At 33.4% G+C, this 13,870-nt stretch carries 9 protein-coding genes; 6 read left to right on the top strand and 3 right to left on the bottom strand.

Features of this window, described 5'->3' with window-relative positions; translation table 11 throughout:
- Nucleotides 1–20: 20 nt before the first annotated feature.
- A complete protein-coding gene (locus tag RYK07_RS02390) occupies nucleotides 21–1,547 on the bottom strand; it encodes an acyl-CoA synthetase (protein ID WP_314852212.1) in 1,527 nt (508 codons plus the stop codon).
- A 157-nt stretch (nucleotides 1,548–1,704) separates the two neighbouring features.
- Here RYK07_RS02390 and gtfA point away from each other — a divergent pair, with 157 nt between their 5' ends.
- The 6 genes from gtfA (at nucleotide 1,705) to rny (ending at nucleotide 10,605) form a co-directional block, all read left to right on the top strand.
- Complete coding sequence (gtfA, locus tag RYK07_RS02385; RefSeq protein ID WP_314852211.1) at nucleotides 1,705–3,147, top strand: sucrose phosphorylase; 1,443 nt, start codon at nucleotides 1,705–1,707, stop codon at nucleotides 3,145–3,147.
- A gap of 188 nt (nucleotides 3,148–3,335) precedes the next feature.
- Complete coding sequence (gene adhE / locus RYK07_RS02380; protein ID WP_399546269.1) at nucleotides 3,336–5,975, top strand: bifunctional acetaldehyde-CoA/alcohol dehydrogenase; 2,640 nt, start codon at nucleotides 3,336–3,338, stop codon at nucleotides 5,973–5,975.
- A gap of 200 nt (nucleotides 5,976–6,175) precedes the next feature.
- Nucleotides 6,176–6,583: a metal-dependent transcriptional regulator gene (locus RYK07_RS02375; protein ID WP_314257077.1), complete on the top strand. Its 408-nt coding sequence runs from the start codon at nucleotides 6,176–6,178 to the stop codon at nucleotides 6,581–6,583.
- Nucleotides 6,584–6,621: 38 nt separating this feature from the next.
- On the top strand, nucleotides 6,622–7,938 hold the full coding sequence (locus RYK07_RS02370; protein WP_314257079.1) for a DRTGG domain-containing protein: 1,317 nt from the start codon (nucleotides 6,622–6,624) through the stop codon (nucleotides 7,936–7,938).
- An 8-nt stretch (nucleotides 7,939–7,946) separates the two neighbouring features.
- Nucleotides 7,947–8,918 carry a bifunctional oligoribonuclease/PAP phosphatase NrnA gene (locus RYK07_RS02365; protein ID WP_314257081.1) on the top strand — a complete coding sequence of 324 codons (972 nt, stop codon included), beginning with the start codon at nucleotides 7,947–7,949 and terminating at the stop codon, nucleotides 8,916–8,918.
- A 121-nt stretch (nucleotides 8,919–9,039) separates the two neighbouring features.
- Nucleotides 9,040–10,605, top strand: coding sequence for a ribonuclease Y (gene rny / locus RYK07_RS02360; RefSeq protein WP_314257083.1), 1,566 nt, complete (start codon nucleotides 9,040–9,042; stop codon nucleotides 10,603–10,605).
- Between the two features lie 65 nt (nucleotides 10,606–10,670).
- Here the strand turns inward: rny and RYK07_RS02355 are convergent, their stop codons facing one another.
- Together RYK07_RS02355 and recU are read right to left on the bottom strand one after the other, a co-directional pair.
- Nucleotides 10,671–13,163 (bottom strand): PBP1A family penicillin-binding protein, encoded by a 2,493-nt coding sequence (locus RYK07_RS02355; protein WP_314852209.1) that lies wholly within the window; start codon nucleotides 13,161–13,163, stop codon nucleotides 10,671–10,673.
- Nucleotides 13,164–13,173: 10 nt separating this feature from the next.
- Nucleotides 13,174–13,761: a Holliday junction resolvase RecU gene (gene recU / locus RYK07_RS02350; protein ID WP_399546267.1), complete on the bottom strand. Its 588-nt coding sequence runs from the start codon at nucleotides 13,759–13,761 to the stop codon at nucleotides 13,174–13,176.
- Nucleotides 13,762–13,870 lie beyond the last annotated feature (109 nt).

Here is a 13,870-nt window from a genome sequence, read left to right as displayed (position 1 = left end):
TCTTGTTGTGAAGCGTTATTTTATTTGTTAAATAATAATTGTTCTAATGCACGTCTTTGGACTTTCATCGTTGCTGTTCTTGGGATTTTTTTATATTCCATAATTATTGGCTCATTTAAATGAGGTAAGTTTTCAATAGCTTTAAACCATAATTCATCCTGGAATTGTTCGCCATCAGCAATAGCTACAATTGGCTGAGGATAACCGTGGTTATCACGAATAATTACAACTTCTTCTAGGAAAGCTAGATGGTCTAGTAAATAATCTTCTATAGCCAGTGTACTTTCTAATGTTTCTACTAAGTCTACTTGACGATCGTGTAGTAGTAATTCACCGTTATCATTCATCATTCCGAAGTCACCAGTATCCCACCATTCATCGTATACATTTTCTTGGAAACGAGCATCTTCTTTAAAGTATGTTAGAGCTCTTCCTTTAGAAAATAGTTGAATATTACCTGGAGTATTTGTTGGTAGAGGTGTCCCGTCATTTGTTGCAATTCTTGCCTTTGTAAAATGTTCGAATCCTACTCCCATATTACGGATATTTATACCTGGTAATGATTCTAATGTGTGTTTACGAACGATTGCTGGACCGCATTCACTTTGTCCGTAAATTTGTAAATAAATGCCATTCTTCTTACGATTCGTTTTTAGAAAAGTAGCCATAGTTTCCTTGTTAATCGCATCAAATGTAGAGTGGTAATAGCGAGTGTTTTCGAATAATTCTGGACGTTTTTTTGCAAGAGTAGCCCATTGAACAAAATTATTTGGATGTGTTTCAATCCCTATTGGTTTGAATTGTTGTAGTAAGGTTTCAATATTTTTAATACTAGGATCCTTAATGGCTAAATACGGAAATCCTAAATTCATTAAAGAAGACATTCCGATATTAAAACGAGAATGTACCGGAGAAATATGGAATGCTAATAAGTCTTTTTCTTCCATTTTTGAGAAAATACTCTTTTGGAAAGCTGTTCGCCAACCCATACTATTAGCAGAATGTGCAATTAGTTTAGGGATACCTGTTGTTCCAGAAGTATGTGTCATATAACTAATTTCATTTGGATTAAGAGTAATTAAAGGAGTTTTAGTTTCAATTTGTTCTTGAATTTTTTTAACAGAAAGAGCCTTCTCTTTATTTTTTTCATTTAAAAGATGAAGTTTGTCCTTTGTTTCATCATCATAAATTAACCAAGCATCTTCTAATCGGTCGAAAAATGTATCAATAACGGTAGCAGGAAGATGAGCAGAAGTCATGACAGGAATTGCTCCTAAATATGAAATAGCACAAGCTAACCAATAACTATCCACAGCAGAAGATTTATAAACCATTACTTTTTCTCTTGGTTTAATTCCTAAAGTTGCTAATTGGAAGGCACGCTTTTGTATTAATGATAAACTTTCTTTGTAGGTTGTTTCTAAACCAAATTCAGTGAAAGCCGATAATACTTTATCTAAATATATTTTTGTATTTGGAAAATCTATAGAAGCTTTTTCATAATTTTTAAATAAATGTAAAGGTTCATGTTCATAAATAGTAAACATAGTAACATCCTTTCAAAAATAATCTTTATCTAGTATACAGGAGGGTAAGAAAACATGCAAAAAATATTTTAGAATACTAGTATGCAAACGTTTTAATATTTGGTAAAATAAACTTATGCAACCGGTTTAATACTGGTAGAAATAGGAGTTGATAAATGTGCAAATTAAAAATGAAGCAATGCTGATTACTTATTCAGATAGCTTAGGAAAAAATATGAAGGATCTAAAATTTGTTTTAGAAACTCACTTTAAAGAATCAATTGGAGGAGTACACTTACTTCCGTTTTTCCCTTCAACAGGTGATAGAGGATTTGCACCAAGTGATTATACGACAGTTGATCCAGACTTAGGTAGCTGGGAAGATGTTGATGCATTAGGAGAGCAATATTACTTAATGTTTGATTTTATGATTAATCATATTTCTCGTGAATCAAAATTTTTCCAAGATTTTAAAAAGAATCATGAAAATTCACCATATAAAGATATGTTTATTCGTGTCCATGAATTTTTCCCTCCGGGACGTCCAACACAAGAGGATATCGATTTAATCTATAAGAGAAAAGATAAAGCGCCTTTCCAAACAGTACATTTTGAAGATGGAACAACAGAAGAAGTATGGAATACATTTGGTGAGGAACAAATTGATTTAGATGTCAAAAAAGAAATTGTAAAAGAATTTATTCGTGAAACGATTAAAGATATGGCTAGTCATGGATGTTCATTAATTCGTTTAGATGCTTTTGCATATGCTGTGAAAAAATTAGATACAAATGATTTCTTTGTAGAGCCAGAAATTTGGGATTTATTAGATGAAGTAAGAGCTGAAGCTGCAAAATATCAAGTAGAATTGTTACCTGAAATCCATGAACATTATTCTATTCAAATGAAAATTGCGGATCATGATTATTTTGTTTACGATTTTGCATTGCCAATGGTTGTTTTATATTCACTTTATAGTGGAAAATCAAATCGTCTAGCTAATTGGTTAAAAATGAGTCCAATGAAACAATTTACAACATTAGATACACATGATGGAATTGGTGTTGTAGATGCAAGAGATTTATTAACAGATGAAGAATTAGACTATACTTCAGAACAACTTTATAAAGTTGGAGCAAATGTTAAGAAAGTGTACTCTAGTGAAAAATATAATAACTTAGATATCTACCAAATTAATAGTACATACTATAGTGCGCTTGGAAATGATGATGCAAGTTATCTATTATCAAGAATTGTACAATGCTTTGCTCCGGGTATCCCTCAAATTTATTATGTAGGATTATTAGCTGGTGAAAATGATATTGAACTTCTTGAAGCAACAAAAGAAGGACGTAATATTAATCGTCATTACTATACATTAGAAGAAATTGAAAAAGAAGTTGAGCGTCCAGTTGTAAAACAACTATTATCATTATTACGTTTTAGAAATACTTCAAAAGCATTTGATTTAGAAGGTGAAATTGAAATTTCAACTCCAGACGAATCAACGATTGAAATCGTACGATCAAGTGCTGATAAACAAACAAAAGCTCGTTTAGTAGCAAATTTAGCTACAAAAGAATTTACAATTGAAGAAAATAATGTAAAAGTACAATTATAAAATTTTGAATAGAGAGGAGAAGCTTCTCCTCTTTCTATTCAATTTAATGAATATAGGAGCTTTTATGAAAATAAATTTTCAAACAAAAAGAAAATATTTTCTTTAAATAAATTCGTTTTCATATATTTACAAAATAGATGAAATAGGTTATGATAACTATGTGATAAAAATAACAAGCAACGGAGGAAATCACAGTGACTGAAGAGAAAAAAGTAGTAGACTCTCAAAAAGAAGTGAATGAATTAGTGGAGAAAGGGCTTGTAGCTTTAGAACAATTCAGATTGCTCAATCAAGAACAAGTTGACTATATTGTAGCTAAAGCATCAGTAGCAGCTCTTGATCAACATGGTGTGTTAGCATTACACGCTATCGAAGAAACTGGTCGTGGAGTATTTGAAGATAAAGCGACTAAAAATTTATTTGCATGTGAACACGTAGTTCATAATATGCGTCATACGAAAACCGTTGGAGTTATTGAAGATGACGAAGTAACAGGTTTAACATTAATCGCAGAACCAGTTGGGGTTGTATGTGGTATTACACCAACAACTAACCCAACTTCAACAGCAATTTTCAAATCATTAATTGCTTTAAAAACACGTAATCCAATCGTATTCGCATTCCACCCATCAGCTCAAAAGAGTTCAGCTCATGCAGCACAAATCGTTCGTGATGCAGCGATTGCAGCTGGTGCGCCTGAAAACTGTATCCAATGGATTGAACATCCATCTATCGAAGCTACAAATGCTTTAATGAATCATGATGGAATTGCAACTATCCTAGCTACTGGTGGTAACGCAATGGTTAAAGCCGCTTATTCTTGCGGAAAACCTGCTCTAGGGGTAGGTGCTGGTAACGTACCTGCTTATGTTGAAAAATCAGCAAATATTCGTCAAGCTGCTCATGATATCGTAATGAGTAAATCATTTGATAACGGAATGGTTTGTGCTTCTGAACAAGCAGCTATTATTGATAAAGAAATTTATGATGAATTTGTAGCAGAATTAAAGAGCTATCATACTTATTTTGTATCTAAAAAAGAAAAAGCATTACTTGAAGAGTTCTGCTTTGGAGTTAAAGCAAACAGCAAAAACTGTGCTGGTGCTAAATTAAACGCAAATATCGTAGGTAAACCTGCTGCATGGATTGCAGAACAAGCAGGATTCTCAGTTCCAGAAGGAACAAATATTTTAGCAGCAGAATGTAGTGAAGTAGGGGAAAAAGAACCTTTAACTCGTGAAAAACTATCTCCAGTTCTTGCAATTTTAAAATCTGAATCTCGTGAAGATGGTGTTGAAAAAGCAAGACAAATGGTTGAATTTAACGGTTTAGGACACTCTGCAGCTATTCATACAGATGATGCAGAATTAGCGAAAGAATTCGGACGTGTTGTTCGTGCAATTCGTGTAATCTGGAACGCTCCATCTACATTTGGTGGTATCGGGGATGTTTACAATGCCTTCATTCCATCTCTAACATTAGGTTGCGGTTCTTACGGACGTAACTCAGTTGGGGATAACGTAAGTGTTGTAAATCTATTAAATATCAAAAAAGTAGGGAGACGTAGAAATAATATGCAATGGTTTAAAGTTCCTTCGAAAATCTATTTCGAACGTGATTCAATTCAATACTTACAAAAAATGAAAAATGTTGAACGTGTAATGATCGTAACAGACCAACAAATGGTTAACTTAGGATTCTTACAACGTGTGATTGAACAATTAGAATTACGTCCTAACAAAGTTATTTACGAAGTATTCTCAGATGTTGAACCAGACCCAGATATTACAACCGTTAACCGTGGTGCAGAAATTATGAAATCATTCGAACCAGATACAATCGTGGCTCTTGGTGGTGGTTCAGTAATGGATGCTGCTAAAGTAATGTGGATGTTCTACGAACAACCTCAAATTGACTTCCGTGATTTAGTTCAAAAATTCATGGATATTCGTAAACGTGCATTCAAATTCCCTGAATTAGGTGAAAAAGCTAAATATGTTGGTATCCCAACAACTTCAGGTACAGGTTCTGAAGTAACTCCATTTGCCGTTATTTCTGATAAAGCAAATAACCGTAAATATCCTTTAGCAGACTACTCATTAACTCCAACAATTGCGATTGTTGACCCAGCTTTAGTAATGACTGTTCCAGGATTTGTTACTGCAGACACAGGTATGGACGTGTTAACTCACGCAGTTGAAGCATATACTTCAACATTAGCGAATGACTATACTGATGGTTTAGCATTACAAGCAATCAAATTAGTATTTGAAAACTTAGAAAGTTCAGTTAAAAACGGAGACTTCGTTTCAAGAGAAAAAATGCATAATGCTTCTACAATGGCTGGTATGGCATTTGCCAATGCATTCCTTGGAATGTCTCACTCAATGGCTCACAAAATTGGTGGATTCTTCCATACAGTACACGGACGTACAAATGCAATCTTACTTCCATATGTTATCCGTTACAATGGTACACGCCCAGCTAAAACTTCTACATGGCCTAAATACAACTACTACCGTGCTGATGAAAAATTCCAAGACATTGCTAGAATGTTAGGATTACCTTCATCAACTCCTGAAGAAGCAGTAGATGCATTAGCAAAAGCTGTTTATGAATTAGGAGAACGTGTAGGAATTGAAATGAACTTCAAAGCTCAAGGTGTAGATGAAAAAGAATGGAAAGAAACAATCCACGAAATCGCATTATTAGCATATGAAGATCAATGTTCACCAGCAAACCCTCGTTTACCAATGGTTGCTCACATGGAAGAAATTCTTGCAGATGCATACTATGGTTACGCAGCTCGTCCAGGACGTTTAAAATAATCATATAGAATTTGAAAAAGCGTAGTAGTCTTTTGACTATTACGCTTTTTTTATATATAAAATTTTACTGTTTGAGTAAAAACTAATACAGATGTTCAGTTTATTTTAATACAGATTTATGGTATACTATTGAAGAAAATTAAAGGTTGTTAGATTTAACTTTTAATGTGTTGTTAGTGAGGTTTAAAGGAGGAAACAATATGACCCCTAATAAAGAGGATTATATTAAAGCAATTTATAAATTAGGTGGCAATTATGAAGTAGTTTCTAATAAGTCAATCACTAATATGCTTCAAATATCTGCAGCATCTACAACAGAAATGTTGAATAAGTTAGTCGCAGAAGATTATGTAGATTATGTACGTTATAAAGGAGCTAGACTGACAGAAAAAGGGATTTTATTTGCTGAACGCTTAATTCGTACTCATAAAATATGGGAAGTATTTTTAGTACAGTCATTAGGTTTTTCACCAGATGAAGTTCATGCACAGGCAGAGGTTTTAGAACATGCTTCTTCGCCGGAGTTAATTGATCGATTAGTGGATTTTCTGGATGATCCAACTCATTGTCCACATGGAGAAATTATCCCTACGATACATGAATCTTAAACAATGCATGAAATAAATGCTGATTTGGAGGGAAAAATATGTCAACCAAACATCAACGAATTATTGAATACATTGAATCATTACCAGTTGGCGAAAAGATTTCTGTTCGTACAATTGCTAAAAATATGCAATTAAGTGAAGGGACAGCATATCGAGCTATAAAGGCTGCTGAAAATCTTGGAGTTGTTTCAACGATTGAACGAGTTGGAACCATTCGAATTGAGCGTAAATCAAAAGATAATTTTGAGAAACTTTCATTCGGTGAAATTGTTAAAATTATTGAAGGGGAAGTTTATGGAGGCTCTAAAGGTTTAGATAAAATTTTAAACCGCTTTGTTATCGGAGCGATGACAGAAGATGCGATGAGTCGTTATATTCATCCAGAATCATTAGTCATTATTGGAAATCGTAAAGAGGCTCAGTTATTAGCTTTAGAACAGGGTGCAGCTGTATTAATTACAGGAGGATTTACAGCTTCAGAAGAATTAATTCGAAGAGCTGATGAATTAGCAATCCCTGTTATTGGTACAACTTACGATACTTTTACAGTGGCATCACTTATTAACCGTGCAATGACTGATCAATTAATTAAGAAAAAAATCATGATTGTATCAGATATTTATACAGATTTTTCTCATACTCATTATTTAATGATTGATGATACAGTAGAAGATTATCGAAAAATGAATCAACAAACTGAAAATTCTAGATTCCCTGTAATTAATCATTCCAATCGCCTTGTGGGAGTTGTAACTGCAAAAGATGTTATTGGTAAAAGTGATCATCTTGTTATTGAAAGAGTGATGACAAAAAATCCAAGTGTCACTAAATTACATGCTAGTGTAGCCAGTGTTGCTCATTCTATGATATGGAATGGCTTAGAAATGTTACCAGTTGTACAAGATAATATGGAATTGTTAGGGATTATTTCCAGACAAGATGTGATGAAAGCTATGCAATTAGCTCAACGTCAACCACAAGTAGGAAATACATTTGAAGATGATGTTGCTGAAAGTTTAAATGTGTTAGAGATGGATACGCAACAATCCAAATTCCAATTTATGGTCACTCCACAAATGACAAATAATTTAGGAATGTTATCTTTCGGAGTTCTTTGTGAAGTAGTCAGTGTAGCATCAAAAGAATTTATTTCTCGTAGTCAAAGAAGAAATGCAGTTATTGAGCAATTAGATTTACATTATTTAAAAATGATTCCAATTGATAGTGAAATTATTTTACAAATTCAGTCATTAGATAATGGAAGAAAAATAACAAAATTAGATATTTCAGTGTATTTAGAAAATACAATCGTAGCAAAAGCAGTAATGTCTAGTCAGTTAATGGAAAGGAATTAATATAAAAGATGAATAAACAAGAATACTTATTAGCTATTGATAAAGAAATTCAAAAAGCAGACTCAATCGTTATTTTACGACATGAGTTGCCAGATCCAGATGCCATCGGTTCTCAAATTGGATTGAAAAAAATTATCGAAGCAACTTACCCAAATAAAACAGTATATGCTTTAGGAGAAATGAATGATGACTTAGCATATATTGGTACAATGGATACAATTTCTCAAGAAGTTTTCGATGCTTCATTAATTATTGTGAACGATACAGCGAATACGCCTCGTATTGATTCACCATATGAAGTAAATCCATCAGAGGTGATTAAAATCGACCATCATCCTGATAGAGATGTTTATGGAAAGATTTCTTATGTAGATACAACTGCAAGTAGTACAAGTGAAATTTTATGTCAGTTTGTATTTAATGAAAACTCGCCTTGGAAAGTAAACGAAGAAGTTGCAAATGCATTATATGCAGGAATTGTAGGGGATACAGGACGTTTCTTATATCCAGCAACAACAACGGTGACTTTCGAAATGGTGTCTAAATTATTAGAATTTCCAGTGAAAATTTCAGAAATTGCTTATCATATGATTACGAATCCTGTTTCAGTCAGTCGTTTAGCAGGTTATATTTACCAAAATATGGAAATTTCTGAAAATGGAGTAGCGATTACCATTTTAAGCCAAGAACAATTAAAAGAGTTTGGAGTAGAAGAACATCAAACACATGGGGTTATTTCATTACCTAGTACAGTTGAAGGTGTACATTGCTGGTGTCTGTTCGTAGAGCAACCAGATGGTACATATCGTTGTAATTTACGTTCAAAAGGACCAATCGTAAATGAAATTGCAGCTAACCATGGAGGTGGAGGACATCCGCTAGCGTCTGGTGCTGTTGTGAAATCTTTAGAAGAAGTTCATCAAATGTCTGAAGAACTAAATGAATCTTCTAAAAAATTTCTTACTTCATTAAATAAATAAAGACTTATAGTTGACTTTAGTTGGATAGAATAATACAATGGTTATTGAGTTGGATTATTCTATCCAACGATTGTTTATGCAATTAATTTTGAAAAATTAAAAATGAGACGGAGGTGACTCAATGAACTCAGAACTATTAACTGGAGGCCTCGCGATCTTAACTTTAGTAATCGGAATTGTTGCTGGATATTTTGTTTTCAAATCCAATTATGAGAAAAAAGTTGTAGCTGCTCGTGAATCGGCTGAAATGATTTTAGAAGATGCAAAAAAAGATGCTGACCGATTAAAAAAGGAAGTATTATTAGAAGCTAAAGAAGAAAATCATAAATATCGTACTGAAGTTGAAAATGAGTTAAAAGAAAGAAGAAATGAAGTTTTACTTCAAGAAAAAAGGATAATTCAAAGAGAACAAAATCTTGATCGTAAAGATGAAGTTCTTGAAAAACGTGAACAATCTATTGAAGATAAAGAAAATAAACTTCAAGAGAGAGCACAAGTCATGACGGAAAAAGAAGAACAAATTGACTCTGTATTATCTGAACAAAAAGCTGAATTGGAACGAATTTCAACCATTAGTAGAGAAGAAGCGCAACAAATTATTATGCAAGAAACACGTGAGGAATTAAGTCACGAACGTGCAGTAATGGTAAAAGAATCTGAACAACGTGCTAAAGACGAGTCAGATAGAGCTGCTAAAAGTATTATTTTACAAGCAATTCAACGCTCAGCAGCTGACTTAGTTGCTGAAAATACTGTGACAGTTATGACATTACCAAATGACGAGATGAAAGGTCGAATTATCGGACGTGAAGGAAGAAATATTCGTACTTTAGAATCATTAACAGGTATTGATTTAATTATTGATGAAACACCTGAAGCTGTAGTGTTAAGTGGATTTGATCCAATTCGTAGAGAAATTGCTAAAATGACCTTAGAAAAATTAATTGCAGATGGACGTATTCATCCTGCAAGAATTGAAGAAATGGTCGAAAAATCTCGTAAGGAAATGGATGAAAGAATTCGTTCAATTGGGGAACAAGCAACATTTGAAGTTGGTATTCATTCATTACATCCAGACTTAATTAAAATTTTAGGTCGTTTATATTTCCGTACAAGTTATGGACAAAATGTTTTAAATCATAGTATTGAAGTTGCCAAACTTGCCGGTATTATGGCAGGTGAGCTTGGTGAAGATGTAAATCTAGCAAAAAGAGCTGGTTTATTACATGATTTAGGAAAAGCATTAGATCATGAAATTGAAGGTTCCCACGTTGAAATTGGTGCGGAAATTGCTCAAAAATATAAAGAAAACAAAATTGTGGTTAATGCAATTGCATCTCACCATGGAGATGTGGAAGCAACCTCGACAATTGCGATATTAGTAGCAGCAGCAGATGCTTTATCAGCTGCAAGACCAGGAGCACGTAGTGAATCCTTGGAAAACTACATTCGTCGTTTAGAACGATTAGAAGCTATTGCTAATGAACACGAAGGTGTGGAACGTAGCTTTGCCATTCAAGCGGGTCGTGAAATCCGTGTTATGGTTCATCCAGAGAAAATTGATGATGCAAGTTCAATTTTATTAGCACGTGAAATTCGTAAACAAATTGAAGAAGAACTACAATATCCAGGACATATTAAGGTTACAGTTATTCGTGAAACAAGAGCTGTAGAATATGCTAAATAATGAAAACACGCTAGATTTTTCTAGCGTGTTTTTTTACCCTTCTCGTGACTGAGAAGGGTTCATAATTAATTATTTTGTTCAGTTGCCTGTGTTGTTACTTCATTTCTTGCAGGTACTTGAGTTGTTTGCCCATTTTGCTGTGGCGGCTGTTGTTGCTGAGGTTTTTGTTGATTAGTTGTAGTACTTGTTTCTTGTTTTTCCTCGGCTTTAGTACCTAATTTCAACTCATGAGTTACTGGATCTGATGTTTTACCTTTAATAGAGACAGATAAACTAATTTGAACAGATTCACCTGTAATATTTTTAAAGGTTGCACTTGTCTTGTCAACTGTTTGTGTTTGACCACCAACACTGATGGTATAACTTGGTTTATCTCCATCAGATTTTACTGCATTCCAAGTTACTGTAACTTCTTTCTTAGCAGCATCATAACTTACGTTTAATCCTGATGGTGGAGCAATTTTTTCTTCAACAACTTGTTGATGTGCTGGTAAAGCTCCTTTTACAAATAATTCTGTACTTACTCGATCAGAAGGAGTGTTTGGTCCAGCTAATGCTAATGGGTTTGAACCAACAATAATTGGTGAAGATACAACACTAGAAGGTTGTTCCCAATCTTTAACAGGAGTTTGCTTCATAGCATAATTCATTAAGTGACCATAAATCCATTTAGAATAAGCTTGTTCTGTTAATGTTAATCCACTTCCTGCTGTATAAGGGTTATCATATCCAGTCCATATTGAAATGGTGTAGGCAGGAGAGTAGCCGATGAACCATGAATCAGGAATAATATTATCTGCTTCACTTGCTCCCATTGCACGTTTTTGTTCCGGTGTATAGTTCGATGAACCAGTTTTAGCAGCATGAGGAAGATTTCCCATTTGTAAGTCATTTGCAAATCCATAAGTAAATGTATCTTTTAGCATATTTGTAATCATATATGCTGTAGAGTCTTTCATCGCTTGATGTTGTTCAGGTTTAAATTGTAAAACTTGACCATCTCTTGTCGTAATTTTTGTAACAGTATATGGTTTTGAATAAGTACCATAGTTAGCAAAAGCAGTGTAAGCTGCTGCCATTTTTAATGGGGATAAGTTTGCTCCAATCGCATTACTTTCTACTAATGATTCTTTTCCGTCATTCATAACAGATAAATCTAATTTTTTAAGGAAAGCTTGAACATTATCATTTCCAACTGCTTTAAAAGTTTGATAGGCAGGAGTATTACGAGACAATACTAAAGCTCTGCGCATTGTCATTGTTCCCATATATTGATTATCCCAGTTATTTAATTCAAAACCGCTAGAATATTTTGTAGGTTTATCAACCATGGTTTGACCAGTAGAATAGTTTAAGTATTCAATAGCTGGGCCATAATCCATAATTGGTTTAATCGATGAACCCGTACTTCTATCATTTTGAATGGCACGATTATAAGCTAATAAATTAGTTTGTTTGCGTCCGCCATTGATAGCTCTTACCGCACCGGTAGTAGAATCTAACATAACAACAGCATTTTGAACTTTGTCATCTACATATTGAACATATCTATTAGTGTTTAAAATTTCATATAAACGATTTTGAGCATGAGAATTTACAGTTGTTTCAATCGTTAATCCATCTGAATAAACATCTAAGCCAGTTTTTTCTTTTACTTCATCGGCTACCATTGTTAAAAATGAGTCAAAGATTAAACGATTATCATCTGTTGATACTTGCTCATGTTCGGCAATTAGGCCTTCAGTTATCGGAGTTGCTTTTGCTTCTTGTAATTGAGCGTCTGTTAATTTGCCATTATCTTTCATAGATTGTAATACAATATCACGACGTTCTTGAGCTTGTTCTGGATGAGCATATGGATCATATGAACTTGGAGCTTGTGGCATTCCAGCGAGTAATGCTAATTGCGGAATTGTTAATTCTTTCAATTCTTTTCCAAAGTAGTAATTGGCAGCAGTACCAAATCCATAAGTATTATTAGCCATATAAACTTTGTTTAAATAGTATGTCAAAATTTGTTCTTTTGAAAATTGTCGTTCAATTTGTAAAGCTAATAAAATTTCTTGAATTTTACGTTTGTAAGTTTGGTCTTCTTTTTTAGTAGAGAAAACAGATAGTTTAATTAATTGTTGAGTAATTGTACTACCACCCTGAGTAATATGTCCTGCACGTAAGTTACGAATAAAAGAACCAACAATACGAATTGGATCAATTCCTAAGTGGGAATAGTAACGCTTATCTTCAATTGAAGTAATGGCATCTTTTAATCCTTGTGGAACTTCTTCTGGTTCAATTAAATCTCGATTTTCTCCACCAAGTTTTGTAATCAACTCTTGATTCATATCGAGAATTTGAGTTTCAGTTGCTCCTTGTAAGTCTGCAGCTGTAATCTCAGGTGCAGTAAAACCATAGTAGAAGAATAATCCCGTTAAAATAGTGAATCCAATTACAAAAATTGAAAATAAAGTAATGAGGATTCTCTTTAAAATAGATTTCTTCTTTCCTTTTGTAGTCTTTTTATTTGTTTGACTACGTCTTGTTTGGCGTGTTTCTGGCATAGAAAACCTCCTAAATTTTATCAATAAGTTTATCAACTACTGGAATATAATCTAAAATAGACTGTACCGTTAGAGGGATTTGCATACCATTCTCTCGTATATAAGATAATGGTATAGACTTTTTCCCGTCTTTGTTTTCCTTTATAAATGAAATTAAGTATTGACTTTCTAATAAATAAAATTCATTTAAGGAAGAAAAATAAAAGATAATAAATACAATTCCACCTTGAAAAATACAATCTTCCATATGCTGTAATTGATGCTCATGTATGTTTATAAATGGAAACGAAGTTTTATTTTTTGTTTCTTTCGCTTCGAAATCAATATAGCATCCACGGTAAACTCCATTATAGTCAGTTGTAGAAGCATGTCGATAATAAGCTTCTTTGATAACAGCAGCACTTCGCTTAGGATAATCCACTTTAACGACTTGTACTGGAGTGGGCTTTTTATGAATAACAGCTATTTTTCTTAATCGATAATAATCGTTTGTTTGATTCAATAAAGTTTCTAAGAACATTCCACGACTACCATATGAAACAGTAGAAGTTTGAGGAGAGGAGACTCTCTGCTGTCCCTTTGGGTATTGAATCATAATATCACCCCTAATCTCTATCTATTATACCATTGATTTTAGTGTAAAAGCTAAAATTATTGTTAAGAATCACAACAACTAGATTACAATTTGATTTCTAAATGAAAATTTT

The organism is uncultured Granulicatella sp., from assembly GCF_963528315.1.
In the GTDB taxonomy this organism is placed as follows: Bacteria; Bacillota; Bacilli; order Lactobacillales; family Aerococcaceae; genus Granulicatella.
This window is presented reverse-complemented; position numbering and strand designations above follow the sequence as displayed.